An 18,957-nucleotide genomic window follows, 5' to 3' on the forward strand; every position below is an offset into this window, starting at 1 on the left:
CATGAGTCGCCTGCATGCCCTGAAGGTTGCCCTCGAACACGCCGAGCAGGAACGCGACGCGGCCCTGCGCGCGATGCAGCGTGCCGCCGCCCAGCTGGAAGCCGCCGAACGGCAGGCCGCGCAGCTCGAGGACTACCGCACCGACTACCAGAAGCGCTGGAGCCAGCAGTTCCAGCGCGAAGGCACGGTCGACATCCTGCAGTGCTACCAGAACTTCATGTCGCGCCTGAACGCCGCGATCGAGCAGCAGCAGCGGGTCGTCGCGCAGGCGCGCGCCGGCCGGCAACGCTGCCAGGCCGTGCTGGTCGAGCGCGAGACGCGCGCCGCCTCCATCCGCAAGCTGATCGAGCGCCGCGAGGCCGAGGAAGCGCTGGCGCAACGGCGCCGCGAGCAGAAGGCCACCGACGAGCAGGCCTCGCGCCTGGCATGGGCCGCGCGCGTCCATGTGCTGACCGCCTGAACGGGACGCCATGAGTGCCATCACCTCGCTGTTGCTGTCCGCCCCGGTCGCGCCGGTCCCACCGCCCGCCCCGGTGACGCCGACCGCGGCATCGCGCGGCTTCTCGCAGCTGCTGCGCCAGGCGCAGCAGCCACCCGCCCCCGAAGCGCAGCCGCCGCGCGCCGAGGAAGCGCCCGGGCGCGGCGAGGCGCAGCAGCGTCCCGCCGAGGCCGAACCGGCGCGCGAGTCCGCCGACGCCGACGAAGCGGACGCCACGCTCCACCCGGACGCTGCCGCGCTGATGGTGGCGCTCGAGGCGGCGCCGCCTCCTCGCGAGGAGGCGGCCGTGGCAGCCGCTGCGACCGCCGCCGCCGACGACGTCACGGACGAGGCCGCGGCCGCCACGCCGGGTGCACGCGCCGCCCGGCCAGGGCAAGACGCGGGCACCCCGGACCTCGCGGCCACGCAGGCCGGGCACGCCCCGGTGGAAGAGGCCGAGGCCGGGGCGGCGGACACGGAGGCAGCTTTCGAGACGCTGATGGCCGCCACGGCCGAGGCCACGCAGAGGGCCTCCGGCGCACCCGCAAGGACGGCCGAGCCCCCGCCCGCGCTGGCCGCGGTGCCGGGCACCGCACCGGTCGGCGCCACCTCGGCCACCGGCGCCGCCCAGGCCCTCGCCAGCCGGCATGTCGACACCCCGGCCGATGCACCGGAGTTCCCGCAGGCCCTGGCCTCGCAGGTGAGCTACCTGGTGCGCGACGGCGTGCAGCAGGCACGCCTGACGCTGAACCCGGCCGAGATGGGCCCGATCAGCGTGCAGATCGCGGTGCAGGGCCAGCAGGCGCAGGTCGACTTCGCCGCTGCGTCGGCGGCCACGCGCGCGGCGATCGAGCAGAGCCTGTCGCACCTGGCGGCCGCGCTGCACGAAGCCGGGCTGACCCTGAGCGGCGGCGGCGTGTCGCAGCAGCACCAGCCGGCACGGCAGGCCGGGCCGGCCTCGACCCCGGGAGGCCGCAGCGGCCGCGGCGACGTGCCGGACGCCGAGCCCGTCGCGCCCGTGACGGCCCCGGCGCGCCGCATCGACGGCCGGCTGGACCTGTATGCCTGAGCCTGGCGTCGAAAACGACCGATTTCCCTGCCTTTTCCCCGCTTCTGAAGCGCCCCGGATTCGAATAATCGGAACATCGCGGTGAAAGCGGCCCACGCGCTGCGCCACCGCCTCGAAGCACCGAAGGAAACCAAGAACATGCCCGCTGCCATGGCCCCAGCCGCCGCAGATGCCGCGCATCCGAACGGCGGCAAGAAGAAGCTGCTGCTGATCGTCCTTGCGGTCCTCGCCCTGCTGGTCGCCGCCGCCGTGGCCGGCCTGCTGCTGCTCAAGCAGCGCCAGGCCAGCGCGTACTACGACGACGAGATCGACGAGGTGCCGGTCCAGGAAGTGGCGCGGCCGCGCACGGTGCCGGGCCAGCCGCCGGTGTTCCTGCCGCTGGAGCCCTTCACCTTCAACCTGTCGGACAAGAACGTCGAGCGCTATGCCCAGATCGGCATCACGTTCGAGATGACCTCGCCCGAAGCCGCCGAGCGGCTGAAGGCCTACCTGCCGGCGGTGCGCAGCAACATCCTGATGCTGCTGATGCACAAGACCGCCGACGAGCTGCTGGATCGCGCCGGCAAGGAACGCCTGGCCGCCGAGATCCTGCGCGAGGCCGTGCGTCCCCTGGGCATGCGCATGCCGCCCGTGGACGCCGAGTTCGCCGACGACGACGGCTCGGGCCGCCGGCGTGCGCCGCGCGGCAACGCCGTCATCAAGGCCGTGCACTTCTCCAACTTCATCATCCAGTGAAGCAGTCGACGGGCACCGGCGCGGGAACCGCAACATGAACCAGCAGATCCTCTCCCAGGACGAAGTCGATGCCCTGCTGCAGGGCATCACCGGCGAGAGCCAGAAGCTCGAGCAGACCGAGGAGCCGGTCGGCGGCATCCGCGAGTACGACATCGCCAGCCAGGAGCGCATCGTCCGCGGGCGCATGCCCACGATGGAGATCATCAACGAGCGCTTCGCCCGCAACGTCCGCATCGGCCTGTTCAACCTGATCCGCAAGAGCCCCGAGATCTCCGTCGGACCGATCAAGGTGCAGAAGTACAGCGCCTTCCTGCGCGAGATCGTGGTGCCCACGAACTTCAACATCGTCTCGGTCAAGCCGCTGCGCGGCTCGGGCCTGATCGTCTGCGACCCGACGCTGGTGTTCGCGGTGATCGATTCGCTGTTCGGCGGCTCCGGCAAGTTCCACACCCGCATCGAAGGCCGCGACTTCTCGCCGACCGAGCAGCGCATCATCGCCCGCCTGGTCGACGTGATCCGCGAGGAGTACAAGAAGGCTTGGCAGGGCATCTACCCGCTGGAGCTGGAATACCAGCGCTCGGAGATGCAGCCGCAGTTCGCCAACATCGCCACGCCCAGCGAGATCGTCGTCGCGACCTCGTTCACCCTGGAGATCGGCGACACCTCCGGCACCATCCACCTGTGCATCCCGTACGCGACGCTGGAGCCGATCCGCGACGTGCTCTATTCCACCGTGCAGGGCGACTCGATCGGCACCGACCGCCGCTGGGTCAAGCTGCTGACCCACCAGATCCAGGCGGCCGAGGTCGAGCTGTGCGTGGAGCTGGGCCACGCGCCGGCCACCGTCGAGCAGCTGCTCGCGCTCAAGCCCGGCGACTTCATCGAGCTGGACCTGTCGCCGCTGGTGCAGGCCAAGGTCGACGGCGTGCCGGTGTTCGAATGCCACTACGGGACTTCCAACGGGAAGTATGCCATCAAGATCGAGCAAGTGTTGACCGGCCGCGACTTCGGCTGGTTGGGAGAACCCCATGTCTCATGATGCCTCCAAGCCCCTCGACCCGCAGGAAGCGATGGCTGCCGAGTGGGAAGCCGCGCTGGCCCAGCAGCAACAGGCCGGCGCCAGCACCTCGTCCATCAACGAGGTGGTGAGCGGCCCGGCCGAACAGGTGTCGACCCCGTCGTTCACCAACTTCTCGTCGACCGGCCCGACCACGGCCGGCAACGACATCAACATGATCCTCGACATCCCGGTGCAGCTCACCGTGGAGCTCGGGCGCACGCGCATCCCGATCAAGCACATCCTGCAGCTGGCACAGGGCTCGGTGATCGAGCTGGACGCGCTGGCCGGCGAACCGATGGACGTGCTGGTCAACGGCTACCTGATCGCACAGGGCGAGGTCGTCGTGGTCAACGACAAGTTCGGCATCCGCCTGACCGACATCGTCACGCCGTCCGAGCGCATGCGCCGCCTCAGCCGCGGATCGTGATCCGCGTCACGGCGCCGGTACGCACAACAAGGGGGCCTTTGGCCCCCTTGTTTCTTGCATTGCGCGCGGCGCGCTTGCCGAGAATGGACACATGCCACGCCCGCGTGGCGCCACGCGCACCGACACCTGTTGCCGCCCATGCCGTCCTCCGGAACGTTCGCCCTCTGGTTCCTGTTCATCCTCGCGCTGATCCCGCTGGTGCTGTGGCTGCTCAAGCGCTCGCCGGTGCTCGGCCTCGGCACCGCCGGCGCGCTGCAGGTCACCCGCATCGTCTCGACCACCGCGCTCGGCCCCGGCCAGCGGCTGGTCACGGTCGAGGTCGGCGAAGGCGAGGCACGCCAGTGGCTGGTGCTGGGCGTGACCGCCCAGAGCATCACCACCGTGCACACCCTGCCCGCCGGCGCGCTGCCGCCGGACGGCCACACCGTCGGCCGCGGCGCCTCGTTCCCGTCGCTGCTGGCCCGCGCGAGGAAGGAGCGCTGAACATGCGCGCCCTGGAGTTCCCGTCGCTGCGCGGCGCCGCCCGGGCCGGTGCGGGCACCGCCCTCGCGCTGCTTGCCGCCCTGCCGGACACCGCCGCCGCCCAGGCCGCCGCGGGCGGCTCGCTGCCACTGGTCGTCGGCCAGGGTGCCGGCGGCACCACCTACTCGGTGCCGATCCAGACCCTGCTGTTCTTCACGGCGCTCAGCTTCATCCCGGCCGTGGTGCTGCTGATGACCGGCTTCACGCGCATCGTGATCGTGCTGTCGCTGGTGCGCCAGGCGCTGGGTACCCAGGCCGCGCCGCCCAACCAGGTGATCATCGGCCTGGCGCTGTTCCTGACCTTCTTCGTGATGAGCCCGACCATCGACCGGATCTACAGCGAGGCCTACCAGCCCTACGCCGCGCAGCAGATCCCGTTCGAGCAGGCGCTCGAGCGCGCCGAGGTGCCGATGCGCGAGTTCATGCTCAAGCAGACCCGCGAATCCGACTTCTCGCTGTTCGCCAAGCTGGCCAAGCTCGATCCCTCGGTCACCGCCGAGAACGCGCCGTTCCGGGTGCTGGTGCCGGCCTTCGTGACCAGCGAGCTCAAGAGCGCGTTCCAGATCGGCTTCATGATCTTCATCCCGTTCCTGATCATCGACATGATCGTCGCGAGCGTCCTGATGAGCCTCGGGATGATGATGCTGTCGCCGGTGCTGGTCTCGCTGCCGTTCAAGCTGATGCTGTTCGTGCTGGCCGACGGCTGGAACCTGCTGCTCGGCTCGCTCGCCGCCAGCTTCGCCACCTGAGGTCGGGAAAGAGGAATCCCATGGACGCCCAACAGGTCTTCACGTTCGGGCAGCAGGGCCTGCACCTGCTGCTGGTCGTCGCCTCGCCGATCCTGGTGGCGGTGCTGGTCGTCGGCGTGCTGGTCAGCGTGATCCAGGCCGCCACGCAGATCCACGAGGCGACGCTGTCCTTCGTGCCCAAGATGCTCGCCGCCGTCGCGGTGCTGGCGATCGCCGGGCCCTGGATGCTGACCATGCTGGTCGAATACATCCAGCGCACCCTGCTGGCCATCCCCTCGGTCGTGAGCTGAGGCGCCACTGCGCGCCGGAGATCCGCCCGTGCTGACCTTCACCGAGCAGCAGCTGATGGCCTGGATCACGCCGGTCCTGTGGCCCTTCCTGCGCACGCTGGCGCTGTTCAGCAGCGCGCCCGTGCTGTCGGTGCGTTCGATCCCGGTGCGCGCGAAGATCGGGCTGGCCTTCTTCGTCGCGCTGGCCGCACAGGTGTCGATGCCCGCGCCGCCGGCGATCGGCTTCGAGTCGGCCGGGTTCCTCGCGGCCGTCGTGCAGCAGCTGGTCGTCGGCCTGGCGATCGGCTTCGCGGTGCGACTGGTGTTCGCCGCGATCGAATACGCGGGCGAACTGATCGGCCTGCAGATGGGCCTGGGCTTTGCCGCCTTCTTCGACCCGGGCTCGGGCGGGCAGACGAACGCGGTCAGCCGCCTGTTCGGCACCACGGTGTCGCTGCTGTTCGTCGTCATCAACGGCCACCTGGTGCTGATCGCCGCGGTGATCGAGAGCTTCCACGCCTTCCCGGTCTCGGCCGAGCCGATGGCCTTCCTGCACGCGGTGCAGCTGCACACGCTGGGTGCCGAGGTGTTCAGGATCGGCGTGTGGATCGCGCTGCCGATCATGGCGATGCTGCTGTTCATCAACCTGATCCTGGGCGTCATCACCCGGGTGGCACAGCAGATGAACATCTTCGCGATCGGCTTCCCGATCACGCTGTCGGTGGGGCTGGTGGGCGTGCTGGCGATCCTGCCCCTGCTGGAGCAGCCGTTCACGGTGGCGCTGGAGCAGATGCTCTCGCGCTTCCAGTGAGCGCAGCCGGCCTCAGACCAGGCCGTTGCGGATCGCGTAGACGGTGAGTTCCGAGTTGTTCGACAGCCCGAGCTTCTCCAGCACGCGGGCGCGGTAGACGCTGACGGTCTTGGGGCTCAGGGTGAGCTCCTCGGCGATGTCTGACAGGCGCTTGCCCGAGGCGATCATCACCAGGGTCTGCAGCTCGCGGTCGGACAGGCGCTCGTGCGCGGCCTCGGTGGCCGGCGCGGTCAGGCTCTCGACCAGCATCTGCGCCATCTCGGGCGTGACGTACTTGCGGCCCTGGGCCACCATGCGCACCGCCGCGACCAGCTGCGCCGGGTCGCCCCCCTTGTTGACGTAGCCGTAGGCGCCGGCCTTGAGTGCGCGGATCGCGTACTGGTCCTCGGGGTACATCGAGACCACCAGCACCTTGACCGGCGAGCCTTCGTCCTTGAGCACGTGCAGCACGTCCAGGCCGCTGCGTCCGGGCAGGTTGATGTCCAGCACCAGCACGTCGCACGGCGTGGTGCGCAGCAGGCTGCGCAGCTCGCCATAGTCGCCGGCCTCGCCCACCACCTCGATGTCGTCCACGTCCGCCAGGGTGTCGCGGATGCCCCGGCGGATCAGCGCGTGGTCATCGCACAGGATCACCTTGATCATAGTTCTCCCCAGAACGTCGGGTCGTGTTGTCCCGAGCGCACGTCCTCGTGCGGCGCATCATCGCTTGGCGGCCCTTCCCCGGTCAACGGCACCAGCAGGATCAGCGTGGTGCCATGGGGGCCGCTGGTCAGGTCCACCCAGCCGCCCACGGTGCCGGCGCGCTCGTGCAGCCCGCGGATGCCGAACGAGCGGGCCTTGGACAGGTCCGCCGGGCTCAGGCCCCGGCCGTTGTCGCTGACCTCCAGCGACAGCACCCCGCCGGCCAACGTCAGGTCGACCTTCACCCGGCTCGCCTGGGCATGCTTGGTGATGTTGGTCAGCGCCTCCTGGGCGGTGCGGTAGGCCACCAGCGGCACGCCGGCCGGCAATTGCATCTGTTCGTGACTGGAGTGAAAGGTGGTGGCAATGCCCGTGCGCTTCTCGAACCGGGCGGTCATCCATTGCAGCGCCGCGACCAGGCCCTGCTCCAGGATGGCCGGGCGCAGGTTGTGCATGATGCGCTTGCTGGCCTCCAGCGCGTGGTTGACGGTCTCCAGCGCCGACTGCGCGCGCTGCCGCACCGCCTCGTCCTGCGCGTGCCGCGCGATCCAGGCGATGTCGAACTTGAGCGCGGTCAACGAGCCGCCCACGTCGTCGTGGACCTCGCGCGCGATGGCCGCACGCTCGGCCTCGACGCTGGTCTGCAGGTGCTGGGCCAGCTCGCGCAGCCGCTCCTTGGATTGCGCCAGCGCGGCGTCGGCCACCTGCTTCGCGCGCATGGCCTGCTGGGCATCGATGGCATGCAAGGTCGCAGGCACGAGGCGTGCCAGGTTGTTCTTGAGCAGGTAGTCGCTCGCCCCGTTGCGCATCGCCTCGACCGCCACGTCCTCGCCGATCTCGCCCGAGACGATGATGAACGGCACCAGGCGCTGGCTGGCGCGCAGCATGTCCAGTGCCATCAGCCCGGAGAACCCTGGCAGGTTGTAGTCGGACAGGATGACGTCCCAGTCCTCGCCGCCGCAGCCGTCGCGCAGCGCGGCCTCGAACTCGGCGGCGGTCTCCACCCGCATCGAGGTCACGTCCAGCCCGGCGCGCCGCATCTGGGTCACCACCAGCTGGTGGTCCAGGTCCGAGTCCTCGATGTGCAGCACGCGCAGGAGGCGGCGGGGCGGGGTGGCGCTCATGGGTTGCAGCATCGCATGCCGGCCCCGAAACGAGAAAAAAGTCCTACAGGATCAGGGCCGCCATGCCGAATAGCCATCAGATTCCTTGCCTTGTCGGTCCTTCGACCCCGGCAAGCCGTGACAAAAATTCTACTGGGACGCCTGCAGCCTCAGCCCCCGACGTGGAGACCCCCGGTGACGAATGACACATCCTTGCCCGGCACGACCAGCGCCATCCCCTTGCTGATGGCAGCCGAACTGCAGGACCACCTGATGACCGCCAGCCACGACCTGGAGCGTCTCGACACCCTGCTCGCCGATGCCAGCGACAGCCTGCTGCAGCGCTTCTCCGCAGCCGTGGCGCAGATGCAGTCGCTGTCGGCCGCTGCCGCCGAGCGCCGCATCGGCACCGACGAGCTGACGGCGGTGATGCAGCACCTGGGCGCGGCGGTGGTCGCGCTGCAGTTCCAGGACATGGCCTCGCAGCTGATCGCCCACACGCACCGGCGCCTGCGCAGCTGCGCGGACCAGCTGGCGCGCGAGGCGATGGGCGACGAGGACGAGGACGGCGAGGCCGTCGTCGAGGTCGCGCCGCTGCGCCCCAACCCGGTCACCCAGGCCGAGATGGATGCCGGCTCGATCGAGCTGTTCTAAAGATCCCCGGGCAACTTCCGATATAGGCGAAAACGGAGAGCGCTATGCATTCAATCCTTGCCGTGGATGATTCGGCATCGATGCGCCAGATGGTCTCGTTCACCCTGAAAAGCGCGGGCTATCACGTCGTCGAGGCCGTGGATGGTCAGGACGCCTACGAGAAGGCCGGCACGCAGAACTTCGACCTGGTGCTGACCGACCAGAACATGCCCCGCATGGACGGCATCAGCCTCACCCGCAAGCTGCGCGAGACCCCCCAGTTCAAGACCACGCCCATCCTGATCCTGACCACCGAGTCGAGCGAGCAGATGAAGCAGGCCGGCCGCGCCGCGGGCGCCACCGGCTGGCTGGTCAAGCCCTTCGATCCCGCCCGGCTGATCGAAGTGATCCGCAAGGTCATCCGTTGACCGCCGGGGACGCTGCGCCAACACGACGACAAGACCAGGAGTACCCGATGGGCGAGATCACGTCCTCCGCTTCCCAGAGCAATGCAGGCATCGACCTGAGCCAGTTCTACCAGGTCTTCTTCGAGGAAGCGGCCGAGAACCTCGACCGCATGGAGCAGGAACTGCTCGAGCTGGACATCGAGGCCCCGGACGACGAGGAACTGAACGCCATCTTCCGCTGCGCCCACTCGATCAAGGGCGGCGCCGCCACGTTCGGCTTTGCCGACGTGGCCGAACTGACGCACCAGATGGAGACGCTGCTGGACAAGCTGCGCCGCCACGAACTGCAGCCCACCGCCGAGATGGTCGACGTGCTGCTGGCCTCGGGCGATGCGCTGCGCGCCCAGCTCAAGCGCCACCAGACCGGCGTGGGCGAGGAGATCGACACGTCCGAGCTGCTGTTCAACATCCGCGCGATGGTGGCCGGCGAGGCCCCGGCGCCTGCGGTGGCGGCCCCGGCACCGGCCCCCGCCCCCGTGGCGGCGCCGGCACCTGCCCCTGCCGCAGCCCCGGCCGCAGCGGGGGGCGTGCGCACGCTCGAGCTGACCGTCGGCCCGCTGCCCGACCCCTCGCAGGCCGACAACCTGCAGGAACTGTTCCGCGAGATCACCGACCTCGGCACGATCGAGCCCCTGGACGACGGCCAGGCCGTCGACGGCACGCGCCGCTTCAAGGTGGTCACGAGCAGCAGCGAAAGCGAGCTGCTCGACCTGTTCACCTTCCACGTCTCGCGCGAGCAGGTGCGCTTTGCGCCGATGGAAGCCGCCCCGGCTGCGGCGCCTGAAACCCAGGGAGCCGCGCCGGCGGCCAGCGCCGACCCGGGCTACGGCTTCTTCGACGATGCCCCCGGCGCACCGGCCGCCGCCCCGGCAGCGCCGGTGGCCGCGCCGGCCCCGGCAGCCGCTGCCCCGAAGCCTGCCGCAGCCCCCAAGGCGGCTGCCAAGGCCGAAGGCCGCAGCGCCGCCTCGCTGGATGCCGCGACGATCCGCGTCTCGATCGAGAAGGTCGACCAGCTGATCAACCTGGTCGGTGAACTGGTCATCACCCAGGCCATGCTGGCGCAGAACAGCCGCACGCTGGACCCGGTGGTGCACCAGCAGCTGCTGGCCGGCCTGACGGACCTGGACCGCAACACGCGCGACCTGCAGGAAGCCGTGATGTCGATCCGCATGATCCCCATGTCCACGGTGTTCAGCCGCTTCCCGCGCATGCTGCGCGACCTGGCGCACAAGCTCGGCAAGAAGGTCGAGCTGGTCACGCACGGCGAGGCCACCGAGCTGGACAAGGGCCTGGTCGAGAAGATCACCGACCCGCTCACCCACCTGGTGCGCAACTCCTGCGACCACGGCATCGAGCTGCCCGAGGAGCGCCTGGCCAGGGGCAAGCCCGAAACCGGCACGATCACGCTGTCGGCCTCCCACCAGGGGGGCTCCATCGTGATCGAGGTCGCCGACGACGGCCGCGGGCTGAACCGCGAGAAGCTGCTGAAGAAGGCACGCGAACGCGGCCTGCACGCACCGGACACGCTGTCCGACCAGGAGGTCTGGAACCTGATCTTCGAACCCGGCTTCTCGACCGCCGAGCAGGTCACCGACGTGTCCGGCCGCGGCGTCGGCATGGACGTGGTGAAGAAGAACATCGCCGCGCTCAACGGCACCGTCGAGATCCAGTCGGTCGAGGGCCAGGGCATGCGCGTCGCGGTGCGCCTGCCGCTGACGCTGGCCATCATGGACGGCATGAGCGTGGGTGTCGGCGAGGAGGTCTACATCCTGCCGCTGTCCTCGGTGGTGGAAAGCTTCCAGGTCGAGCCGGGCATGGTGCGGACCATCGGCAACCACGGCCGGGTGGTCGAGGTGCGCCAGGAGTACATGCCCGTGATCGAGCTCGAGCAGGTGTTCAACGTGCCGCGCTTCGACTTCGAACGCCCCGGCTCGATCATGGTGGTCGTCGAGGCCGAAGGGGGCCGCGTCGCGCTGCTGGTGGACGAGCTGCTCGGCCAGCAGCAGGTGGTGGTCAAGAACCTCGAGGCCAACTACCGCAAGGTGCCCGACGTCTCGGGCGCCACCATCATGGGCGACGGCCGCGTCGCGCTGATCCTGGACGTCGGCAGCCTGGTGCGCCGCTCGCGCCACTGAGCCTTCCCGCAGGCCGGGCCGCCCCGTGCGGTCCGGCCGTGAAACAGTTCCTCAAGTCTTCGTGCGGCCCGGCCGACAACCCTGGAGAGTAGAGGAACCGCACATGGCAACGATGCAACCCCCGGTGCAGGAAAGCACCCCCGTCCTGCCGCAGGCCACCGCGCTGCCCTCCCGGGAGTACCTGACCTTCCGCCTGGGCCGCGAGGAATACGGCATCGACATCCTGCGCGTGCAGGAGATCCGCGGCTACGAAGATCCGACCCGCATCGCCAATGCCCCGGCCTTCATCAAGGGCGTGGTCAACCTGCGCGGCGTGATCGTGCCCGTCGTCGACCTGCGCATGCGCTTCGGCTGCGAGCAGGTCGAATACAACGACTTCACCGTCGTCATCGTCCTCAACGTCCGCGGCCGGGTGGTCGGCGCCGTGGTCGATGCGGTGAGCGACGTGCTGGAACTGCCCGCCGAGGCGGTCCGGCCGGCTCCCGAGCTCAGCGCCGCGATCGACGCGACGTTCATCACCGGACTCGGCCAGGTCGGCGAACGCATGCTGATCCTGCTGGACATCGAACGCCTGATGCTCTCGCCGAGCCTCGGGCTGGTCACTGCCGACGGGTCGGCCTGACGCTGGCCCACCCACCCCGCCACACCGGGACGGGCCGGCGGCCACAAGCCGCCCCAACCCGCCTCCCGATCGCAACACCGCTTGTCACAGAAGGGCTGCTCATGACCTCGACAACTTCCGCGCACGCCTTGCAGGGTGCCCATCACCCCCGAACCGGAACCCAGCGCTCGCTGGCCACCATCATGGCCTTGGTGGCCAGCGGCGCCCTGCTGCTCGGCACGCTGCTGCTGACGGTGGCCTTCTACCTGTCGGCCTCCATGCAGCACCGCGACAACACCTACGCCTACGCGCACGCCAAGGCCGACGCGCTGGCCGGAGCGCTGGACGCCTTCCACCAGAGCATGCGCGTCACGGCCGAGAACGCCTTCGCCTCGTTCCGCCGCCACTTCGCCTCCACCTTCACGCTGGAGGACCCCATCCAGGGCATCCTGACCAGCCGCGGCGAGGCGATCAACGACAACACCGTCGCCGTCGACGACTTCGCGCTGGACTACCCCGGCGGCAACGCCACCGTCTTCGTGGTGCAGGGCGAGGACTTCCGCCGCATCACCACCTCGGTGAAGAAGGAGGACGGCACGCGCGCGGTGGGCACCCTGCTCGACCGGAGCAGCCCCGCCTATGCCGAGCTGCGTGCCGGCCGCCGCTACGTGGGCACGACCACGCTGTTCGGCCGCCCCTTCATGACGGTCTACGACCCGGTCAAGGACGGCAGCGGCCGCATCGTGGGCGTGCTCTACATCGGCGTCGACATCTCGATGCAGCAGGCCGCGCTGATGAAGACGGTGCAGGAAGCCCAGGTCTACGAGCACGGCGGGCTGTACGTGCTGGCCCCGCACGAGGACGTCGAACAGTGGCGCCTGGTGCTGCACCCGCAGCACAGCGGCAAGCCGCTCAAGGCCGTGCTGGGCGAGGGCACGGCCGGCTGGGTGCGGCGCCTGGTCGCCGAGGACAACGGCTGGGTGACCGGCATGGCCGCACTGCTCCATCCGGAGGTGGCCGGCGAACGCTGGGCCGCCGGCGTACGCAGCGCCAGCACCGGCTGGTACGTGATCGCCGAAGCGCCGAAGTCCGAGGTGCTGGCCGCGCTGCACCGCCAAGTGCTGGTGCTGGGCCTGGCGATCACGGTCACCGGCCTGGCCGTTGCCGGCCTGCTGTGGTGGTTCATGCGGCACATGCTGCGTCCGCTCGCGCCGCTGGCCGCACGCGTGCAGGCCATCGGGGCCGGTGACCTGTCGGTCCCGCTTGCCTCGGACCGCCGCGACGAGATCGGCGCCATCACGCGCGCCGTCGAGGAGATGCGCCGTGCGCTGCACGACAGCCTGCGCACCGTGCAGCTGGCCACCGAGAGCATCACCACCGCCAGCGGCGAGATCGCCGCGGGCAGCCAGGACCTGTCGGCACGCACCGAGCAGACCGCCTCCAGCCTGCAGCAGACCGCCGCCTCCATGGAGCAGCTCACCAGCACCGTCAAGCAGTCCGCCGACGCCGCGCGCCAGGCCAACCAGCTGGCCGTCTCCGCCAGCGAGGTCGCCGCCAAGGGCGGTGCGGTCGCCGCCGAGGTGGTCACCACCATGGACGAGATCAACGCCGCCTCCAGGAAGATCGCCGACATCATCGGCGTCATCGACGGCATCGCCTTCCAGACCAACATCCTCGCCCTCAACGCCGCGGTCGAAGCCGCCCGCGCCGGCGAGCAGGGCCGTGGCTTCGCGGTCGTCGCCGGCGAGGTGCGCAACCTCGCCCAGCGCTCCGCGCAGGCGGCCAAGGAGATCAAGACCCTCATCGGCGCCTCGGTCGAGAAGGTCGAATCCGGCTCCAAGCTGGTGCAGTCGGCCGGCCAGACCATGAACGAGATCGTCGCCTCGGTGCAGCGCGTCACCGACATCATCGGCGAGATCAGCGCGGCGGCTGCCGAGCAGAACCAGGGCATCGGCCAGATCAACGCGGCCGTCAGCGAGCTGGACCAGATGACCCAGCAGAACGCCGCGCTGGTCGAGGAGTCGACCGCCGCCGCCGAGAGCCTGCGCCAGCAGGCCCAGAAGCTCGCCGAGCTGGTCAGCACCTTCAGGCTGCAGCAGGCCGACGCGCTGGCTGCCCGGGCCATCTCGCGCGCGCGCACCGCGTCCGGCACACCGGCCAGGCCGGCCGCGCAGGTGACCCCCAAGCGCAGCGAGGCCGCAGCCCCTGCCGCACCGACCGCCCAGCCTGCGGCCACGGCAGCCGGCGACGACGACTGGACCACGTTCTGACCTCGCGCTGACCTGCCTTGCGCGACGCCCGGCCCCGGCCGGGCGTCGTCGTTTCCGGGCCATCCATGAAGAAGTTCTCATGCCGACCCGGCCGGCCGTCGGCCCGGGATTCAAGTCCTGAGGCGACCTGCCGATACCGTGATCTGGAGTGTCCAACCCCTCAGACCCGCACCGCCCGCGCGGTGCAGACCATACCCATCGTTCCCCTGCATTGCCTGACATCCGCCCCGCATCGCAGGGGACGCCCCGCTCTTGAGACTCACATGAAACTGGCCGACCTGAAACTTGGAGTGCGCCTCGGCGCTGGCTTCTCGATCGTCCTTGCGTTGACGCTCGCAGTCGCCGCGCTGGGCATGAGCCAACTGCAACGCATCCGCACGCTCGAGCAGGATTCCGATGCCCGAGAACAGCTGAACACCCTCGCCGTCCAGTGGCGCAACGAAACCGGGATCAACCTGGCGCGCACGCACGCGATCGCCAAGTCCGCAGGCGCTCGGACCCTGTGGGACGACCTGCGCACCCCGATGGAAGAATCCAGCGCCCGCATCAACGGGCTGCTGAAGGAACTGCAGGAACGCACCCGCACCACCGAGGGCAAGCAGCTGCTCGCCCAGGCCGAACAGGCACGCAAGGAGTACGTCTCGGTGCGCGACAAGGTCTTCAAGGCGCTGGAACTGGCCCAATACGACGAGGCCGACGAACTCCTCGCGGGCGAGCTGGCACCGCGCTCGCAGACCTACCTCGGCGCGATCGACGCCTACGTGCAGCGCCAGAACCAGCGTCTCGCGGAGACCCGCGCGCTGGTCGCGGACAGCGTCTCCTCGGCCCTCGTCTGGCTGACGGTGCTGACCGTCGGCGCGCTGCTGGCCGGCATCCTGCTGGCCTGGCTGATCACCCGCTCGGTCACCCGTCCGCTGCAGCAGGCCATCGGCGCGGCCGACCTGATCGCCAACGGTGACCTGTCCAAGGACGTGCTGGTCGACCGCAAGGACGAGCTGGGCCTGCTGCTGTCGGCGCTCGGCCGCATGCAGGACCAGCTGCGCACCGTCGTCGGTCGCATCCGCCAGTCCACCGACAGCATCACCACCGCCAGCGGCGAGATCGCCGCGGGCAGCCAGGACCTGTCGGCACGCACCGAGCAGACCGCCTCCAACCTGCAGCAGACCGCCGCCTCCATGGAGCAGATCACCGGCACCGTCAAGCAGTCCGCCGACGCCGCGCGCCAGGCCAACCAGCTGGCCGCCTCCGCCAGCGAGGTCGCCGCCAAGGGCGGTGCGGTCGCCGCCGAGGTGGTCACCACCATGGACGAGATCAACGCCGCTTCCAGGAAGATCGCCGACATCATCGGCGTCATCGACGGCATCGCCTTCCAGACCAACATCCTCGCCCTCAACGCCGCGGTCGAAGCCGCCCGCGCCGGCGAGCAGGGCCGTGGCTTCGCGGTCGTCGCCGGCGAAGTGCGCAACCTGGCACAACGCTCGGCCCAGGCCGCACGCGAGATCAAGAGCCTGATCGGCGCCTCGGTCGAGAAGGTCGAATCCGGCTCCAAGCTGGTGCAGTCGGCCGGCCAGACCATGAACGAGATCGTCGCCTCGGTGCAGCGCGTCACCGACATCATCGGCGAGATCAGCGCGGCAGCTGCCGAGCAGAACCAGGGCATCGGCCAGATCAACGCGGCCGTCAGCGAGCTGGACCAGATGACGCAGCAGAACGCCGCGCTGGTCGAGGAGTCGACCGCCGCCGCCGAGAGCCTGCGCCAGCAGGCCCAGAAGCTCGCCGAGCTGGTCAGCACCTTCAAGCTGCGCCAGGCCGACGCCCTCGCGGCGCAGACCATCTCGCGCGCCCGCGCCACGGCGGCCACGCCCCGACCGGCCACGCCGCCTGCCGCACCCAAGCGCAGCGAAGCGGCGGCGCCCGCGGCACAACCGGCCGCACGCCCGGCGCCCGCGCCCGTCCCCGCCGAGACGACCGGCGACGACGACTGGACCACGTTCTGATCCGCGACCGCAGCCGGCGATCCGCCCGCCGCCGGGTCACCGGCTCAAGTTCGGCCGGTCGCGGCCGAAACACCGTTGAATACCACCTCTAGCAGGAGACGACATGGGCGCCATGGACCCCATCCAGCACATCCAGCCTGCCACCAGCGCGCGCGGCGCGTCGGCACAGGCTGCCGCCAGCAAACCCAAGGAGTACCTCACCTTCCGCCTCGGCAACGAGGAGTACGGCATCGACATCCTCAAGGTGCAGGAAATCCGGGGCTACGAGGAACCCACGCACATCGCCAACGCCCCCGCCTTCATCAAGGGCGTGGTCAACCTGCGCGGCGTGATCGTGCCCATCGTCGACCTGCGCATGCGCTTCGGCTGCGAGCGGGTCGAGTACAACGGCTTCACCGTCACCATCATCCTGTGCGTGCAGGACCGCACCGTCGGCGCGGTGGTCGACGCGGTCAGCGACGTGATGGAGCTGCCGGCCGAGGCGATCAAGGCTGCGCCCGAGCTGAGCTCCGCAGTGGATGCCCGATTCATCACGGGCCTGGGCCAGGTCGGCGAACGCATGCTGATCCTGCTCGACATCGAGCGCCTGATCCTCTCGCCCAGCCTCGGCCTGGCGAGCGCCGAAGTCGCGCTCGCCTGACGGCACGGCCCCTTGCCCATGGCACGCGGCATCGCACCGGCGCAGCGCTGCCGGCCCTGCCTGCCGCGCATCCCTGGGCGGGGATCGCTTCCTTCCCCCGACGGCCGCCGCACGGGCGGCCGTGGCGCGATGCGGGTGCCCTGAACCCTACAGTCCCGCCCCCGACGCGCCGATAACCGGTCACAGAGACACCGAACACGGACAACACCATGGGTGCCAACGACCAGTTCACGACGACCGCCTCCCGGCCCAAGGAATACCTGACCTTCCGCCTCGGCACAGAAGAGTACGGCATCGACATCCTCAAGGTGCAGGAGATCCGCTCGTACGAGCCGCCCACGCGCATCGCCAACGCGCCTGCGCACGTCAAGGGTGTCGTCAACCTGCGCGGCGTGATCGTGCCCATCGTGGACCTGCGCGTGCGGCTCAACACCGACACCTGCGAATACAACGCCTTCACCGTCGTCATCGTGCTGCATGTCGGCGGTCGGGTGGTCGGCGTGGTCGTCGACGGCGTCAGCGACGTCCTCGAGATCCCCGCCGAAAGCGTGCGCCCCGCACCGGAGATCAGCTCCGCCGTGGATGCCAGCTGCATCCTGGGGCTGGGCGAGGTCGGCGACCGCATGCTCATCCTGCTCGACATCGAGCGCCTGATGTGCGACCCCTCGATGGGTCTGGTCGACTAGAACGACGACAAGGAGACGACAATGGCCTTCCTGTTCCAGCTCATGCGCAGCTTCACGATCCGCACCCGGATGATCGGGGCGATCGTGGTGGTCCTTTTCCTGTTGAGCCTGGTCGGCGGTGCCGGCCTGTTCGGGCTGTTCCGCCTGCAGGCGCTGGGCAGCGAGTACATCGCCCAGACCGCGGCGACCACCGGCGCGCTGTCGTCGTTGCGCGACGGCATGGGGATGATGCGCCGGTACGAGAAGGACATGATCATCCACTACGAGACGCCGGAGAAGGTCACGCAGATCCGCCAGCTCTGGCAGCAGACCTTCACGTCCGTGCGGCAGCAGCTCAACGCCATCCTCGCGTCCGACTCGAGCGACGTCGCGATCGTGCAGGAACTGTCCAGGCACCTGGACGACTACGCCCGCTCGTTCGAGCCCACTGCCAACCAGCTGGTCAACGGCGGCTACGACAGCGCCACGGTCGCCCAGCGCGTGATGGGCAAGGCGATCGCTGCCTACGACGCGGCCGAAAAGCAGCTCGCCGCCCTCGAGCAGGCGCAGGCCGAGCGCAACCGCAGTGCCGAAGCGGCCAACCAGGACGCGATGCAGCTGACCATCGCGCTGTTCGGCGTGGCGGTCGCCTGCGCGGTCGTCGTGGTGGTGCCGCTGACGCTGATGAACATGCACAGCATCTGCAAGCCCATCGCCAGTGCCCAGGCCCTGGCGCGCTCGATCGCCGACGGTGACCTCACGCACCACGTCGAGGTCAGCGGCAAGGACGAAGCCGCCGACCTGCTGCGCGCCCTCAAGGAGATGCAGGACTCGCTGCGCGCCATCGTCACCCGCGTGCAGTCGTCGACCGAAAGCATCACGACCGCGTCCGCCGAGATCGCCACCGGCAACCAGGACCTGTCCTCGCGCACCGAACAGGCCGCCTCCAGCCTGCAGCAGACCGCCGCCTCCATGGAGCAGCTCACCAGCACCGTCAAGCAGTCCGCCGACGCCGCGCGCCAGGCCAACCAGCTCGCGGTCTCGGCCAGCGAGGTGGCGGCCAAGGGCGGCGAGGTGGTCTCGCAGGTCGTCTCGACCATGGACGAGATCAACACCGCCTCCAAGAAGATCGCCGACATCATCGGCGTGATCGACGGCATCGCCTTCCAGACCAACATCCTCGCCCTCAACGCCGCGGTCGAAGCCGCCCGCGCCGGCGAGCAGGGCCGTGGCTTCGCGGTCGTCGCCGGCGAGGTGCGCAACCTCGCCCAGCGCTCCGCGCAGGCAGCCAAGGAGATCAAGTCGCTGATCAGCGCCTCGGTCGACAAGGTCGAGTCCGGCGCCCGCCTGGTGCAGACCGCCGGCACGACGATGCAGGAGATCGTCGGCTCGGTGCAGCGCGTCACCGACATCATCGGCGAGATCACCGCGGCCACCGCCGAGCAGCGCGACGGCATCGGCCAGATCAACCAGGCCGTCACGCACCTGGACCAGATGACGCAGCAGAACGCCGCGCTGGTGGAACAGTCCACCGCGGCCGCCGAAAGCCTCAAGGAGCAGGCCTTCAAGCTGGCCGACGTGGTGCGCGCGTTCCGCCTGGACCTGCGCCAGGACACCGGGGCCTTGCTGGCGCACTGATTGCTAG

20 protein-coding genes are annotated in these 18,957 nt (G+C 69.7%); 18 read left to right on the plus strand and 2 right to left on the minus strand.

What is annotated here, in order from left to right; translation table 11 throughout:
* Nucleotide 1: 1 nt before the first annotated feature.
* From fliJ to fliR, 9 genes are all read left to right on the plus strand, one after another.
* Nucleotides 2-460 carry a flagellar export protein FliJ gene (gene fliJ, locus IS481_RS13655; RefSeq protein WP_104358899.1) on the plus strand — a complete coding sequence of 153 codons (459 nt, stop codon included), beginning with the start codon at nt 2-4 and terminating at the stop codon, nt 458-460.
* 10 nt (nt 461-470) lie between these two features.
* Complete coding sequence (locus IS481_RS13660) at nt 471-1,547, plus strand: flagellar hook-length control protein FliK (RefSeq protein ID WP_104358900.1); 1,077 nt, start codon at nt 471-473, stop codon at nt 1,545-1,547.
* A gap of 138 nt (nt 1,548-1,685) precedes the next feature.
* A complete protein-coding gene (locus IS481_RS13665; protein WP_232529294.1) occupies nt 1,686-2,282 on the plus strand; it encodes a flagellar basal body-associated FliL family protein in 597 nt (198 codons plus the stop codon).
* 34 nt (nt 2,283-2,316) lie between these two features.
* Complete coding sequence (gene fliM, locus IS481_RS13670; RefSeq protein WP_104358902.1) at nt 2,317-3,321, plus strand: flagellar motor switch protein FliM; 1,005 nt, start codon at nt 2,317-2,319, stop codon at nt 3,319-3,321.
* Complete coding sequence (gene fliN, locus IS481_RS13675) at nt 3,311-3,769, plus strand: flagellar motor switch protein FliN (RefSeq protein ID WP_104358903.1); 459 nt, start codon at nt 3,311-3,313, stop codon at nt 3,767-3,769. The genes fliM and fliN overlap by 11 nt, the downstream gene beginning before the upstream one ends.
* 138 nt (nt 3,770-3,907) lie before the next feature.
* The gene (locus IS481_RS13680) at nt 3,908-4,252 is read left to right on the plus strand and encodes a FliO/MopB family protein (RefSeq protein ID WP_104358904.1); all 345 of its coding nucleotides are present in this window, start codon (nt 3,908-3,910) and stop codon (nt 4,250-4,252) included.
* 2 nt (nt 4,253-4,254) lie between these two features.
* Entirely contained in the window at nt 4,255-5,040 is a 786-nt protein-coding gene (fliP, locus tag IS481_RS13685; RefSeq protein ID WP_104358905.1) for a flagellar type III secretion system pore protein FliP, read from the plus strand.
* Between the two features lie 20 nt (nt 5,041-5,060).
* Nucleotides 5,061-5,330 (plus strand): flagellar biosynthetic protein FliQ, encoded by a 270-nt coding sequence (locus IS481_RS13690; RefSeq protein ID WP_104358906.1) that lies wholly within the window; start codon nt 5,061-5,063, stop codon nt 5,328-5,330.
* Nucleotides 5,331-5,358: 28 nt separating this feature from the next.
* Entirely contained in the window at nt 5,359-6,120 is a 762-nt protein-coding gene (fliR, locus tag IS481_RS13695; protein WP_104358907.1) for a flagellar biosynthetic protein FliR, read from the plus strand.
* A gap of 12 nt (nt 6,121-6,132) precedes the next feature.
* On the opposite strand, the gene IS481_RS13700 is transcribed toward fliR, so the two are convergent.
* Entirely contained in the window at nt 6,133-6,762 is a 630-nt protein-coding gene (locus IS481_RS13700) for a response regulator (protein ID WP_104358908.1), read from the minus strand.
* Nucleotides 6,759-7,925: a hybrid sensor histidine kinase/response regulator gene (locus IS481_RS13705; RefSeq protein ID WP_194963301.1), complete on the minus strand. Its 1,167-nt coding sequence runs from the start codon at nt 7,923-7,925 to the stop codon at nt 6,759-6,761. The genes IS481_RS13700 and IS481_RS13705 overlap by 4 nt, the downstream gene beginning before the upstream one ends.
* 225 nt (nt 7,926-8,150) lie before the next feature.
* On the opposite strand from IS481_RS13705, the gene IS481_RS13710 reads away from it, so the two are divergent.
* The 9 genes from IS481_RS13710 to IS481_RS18535 all read left to right on the plus strand — a co-directional run bounded on the left by IS481_RS13710 (nt 8,151) and on the right by IS481_RS18535 (nt 18,950).
* Nucleotides 8,151-8,558, plus strand: coding sequence for a hypothetical protein (locus IS481_RS13710; protein ID WP_104358913.1), 408 nt, complete (start codon nt 8,151-8,153; stop codon nt 8,556-8,558).
* A gap of 44 nt (nt 8,559-8,602) precedes the next feature.
* The gene (locus IS481_RS13715) at nt 8,603-8,965 is read left to right on the plus strand and encodes a response regulator (RefSeq protein WP_104358910.1); all 363 of its coding nucleotides are present in this window, start codon (nt 8,603-8,605) and stop codon (nt 8,963-8,965) included.
* 47 nt (nt 8,966-9,012) lie between these two features.
* The gene (locus tag IS481_RS13720) at nt 9,013-11,139 is read left to right on the plus strand and encodes a chemotaxis protein CheA (RefSeq protein ID WP_104358911.1); all 2,127 of its coding nucleotides are present in this window, start codon (nt 9,013-9,015) and stop codon (nt 11,137-11,139) included.
* A 112-nt stretch (nt 11,140-11,251) separates the two neighbouring features.
* Nucleotides 11,252-11,761, plus strand: coding sequence for a chemotaxis protein CheW (locus IS481_RS13725; protein WP_104358914.1), 510 nt, complete (start codon nt 11,252-11,254; stop codon nt 11,759-11,761).
* 101 nt (nt 11,762-11,862) lie between these two features.
* Nucleotides 11,863-14,010 carry a methyl-accepting chemotaxis protein gene (locus tag IS481_RS18530; RefSeq protein ID WP_272873483.1) on the plus strand — a complete coding sequence of 716 codons (2,148 nt, stop codon included), beginning with the start codon at nt 11,863-11,865 and terminating at the stop codon, nt 14,008-14,010.
* A gap of 263 nt (nt 14,011-14,273) precedes the next feature.
* Nucleotides 14,274-16,007: a methyl-accepting chemotaxis protein gene (locus IS481_RS13735; protein ID WP_194963302.1), complete on the plus strand. Its 1,734-nt coding sequence runs from the start codon at nt 14,274-14,276 to the stop codon at nt 16,005-16,007.
* Between the two features lie 112 nt (nt 16,008-16,119).
* Nucleotides 16,120-16,647 carry a chemotaxis protein CheW gene (locus IS481_RS13740; RefSeq protein WP_232529541.1) on the plus strand — a complete coding sequence of 176 codons (528 nt, stop codon included), beginning with the start codon at nt 16,120-16,122 and terminating at the stop codon, nt 16,645-16,647.
* 209 nt (nt 16,648-16,856) lie between these two features.
* Entirely contained in the window at nt 16,857-17,333 is a 477-nt protein-coding gene (locus IS481_RS13745) for a chemotaxis protein CheW (protein ID WP_104359114.1), read from the plus strand.
* A 21-nt stretch (nt 17,334-17,354) separates the two neighbouring features.
* Nucleotides 17,355-18,950, plus strand: coding sequence for a methyl-accepting chemotaxis protein (locus IS481_RS18535; protein WP_114699350.1), 1,596 nt, complete (start codon nt 17,355-17,357; stop codon nt 18,948-18,950).
* Nucleotides 18,951-18,957 lie beyond the last annotated feature (7 nt).

The organism is Caldimonas thermodepolymerans (assembly GCF_015476235.1).
Taxonomy (GTDB): Bacteria; Pseudomonadota; Gammaproteobacteria; order Burkholderiales; family Burkholderiaceae_C; genus Caldimonas; species Caldimonas thermodepolymerans.

What these genes read in the sequence shown, in the direction of transcription:
- fliJ (WP_104358899.1), top strand. Translation starts at nt 2, where the DNA reads ATGAGTCGCCTGCATGCCCTGAAGGTTGCCCTCGAACACGCCGAGCAG.
- IS481_RS13660 (WP_104358900.1), top strand. Translation starts at nt 471, where the DNA reads ATGAGTGCCATCACCTCGCTGTTGCTGTCCGCCCCGGTCGCGCCGGTC.
- IS481_RS13665 (WP_232529294.1), top strand. Translation starts at nt 1,686, where the DNA reads ATGCCCGCTGCCATGGCCCCAGCCGCCGCAGATGCCGCGCATCCGAAC.
- fliM (WP_104358902.1), top strand. Translation starts at nt 2,317, where the DNA reads ATGAACCAGCAGATCCTCTCCCAGGACGAAGTCGATGCCCTGCTGCAG.
- fliN (WP_104358903.1), top strand. Translation starts at nt 3,311, where the DNA reads ATGTCTCATGATGCCTCCAAGCCCCTCGACCCGCAGGAAGCGATGGCT.
- IS481_RS13680 (WP_104358904.1), top strand. Translation starts at nt 3,908, where the DNA reads ATGCCGTCCTCCGGAACGTTCGCCCTCTGGTTCCTGTTCATCCTCGCG.
- fliP (WP_104358905.1), top strand. Translation starts at nt 4,255, where the DNA reads ATGCGCGCCCTGGAGTTCCCGTCGCTGCGCGGCGCCGCCCGGGCCGGT.
- IS481_RS13690 (WP_104358906.1), top strand. Translation starts at nt 5,061, where the DNA reads ATGGACGCCCAACAGGTCTTCACGTTCGGGCAGCAGGGCCTGCACCTG.
- IS481_RS13700 (WP_104358908.1), bottom strand. Translation starts at nt 6,762, where the DNA reads ATGATCAAGGTGATCCTGTGCGATGACCACGCGCTGATCCGCCGGGGC.
- IS481_RS13705 (WP_194963301.1), bottom strand. Translation starts at nt 7,925, where the DNA reads ATGAGCGCCACCCCGCCCCGCCGCCTCCTGCGCGTGCTGCACATCGAG.
- IS481_RS13710 (WP_104358913.1), top strand. Translation starts at nt 8,151, where the DNA reads ATGGCAGCCGAACTGCAGGACCACCTGATGACCGCCAGCCACGACCTG.
- IS481_RS13715 (WP_104358910.1), top strand. Translation starts at nt 8,603, where the DNA reads ATGCATTCAATCCTTGCCGTGGATGATTCGGCATCGATGCGCCAGATG.
- IS481_RS13720 (WP_104358911.1), top strand. Translation starts at nt 9,013, where the DNA reads ATGGGCGAGATCACGTCCTCCGCTTCCCAGAGCAATGCAGGCATCGAC.
- IS481_RS13725 (WP_104358914.1), top strand. Translation starts at nt 11,252, where the DNA reads ATGCAACCCCCGGTGCAGGAAAGCACCCCCGTCCTGCCGCAGGCCACC.
- IS481_RS18530 (WP_272873483.1), top strand. Translation starts at nt 11,863, where the DNA reads ATGACCTCGACAACTTCCGCGCACGCCTTGCAGGGTGCCCATCACCCC.
- IS481_RS13735 (WP_194963302.1), top strand. Translation starts at nt 14,274, where the DNA reads ATGAAACTGGCCGACCTGAAACTTGGAGTGCGCCTCGGCGCTGGCTTC.
- IS481_RS13740 (WP_232529541.1), top strand. Translation starts at nt 16,120, where the DNA reads ATGGACCCCATCCAGCACATCCAGCCTGCCACCAGCGCGCGCGGCGCG.
- IS481_RS13745 (WP_104359114.1), top strand. Translation starts at nt 16,857, where the DNA reads ATGGGTGCCAACGACCAGTTCACGACGACCGCCTCCCGGCCCAAGGAA.
- IS481_RS18535 (WP_114699350.1), top strand. Translation starts at nt 17,355, where the DNA reads ATGGCCTTCCTGTTCCAGCTCATGCGCAGCTTCACGATCCGCACCCGG.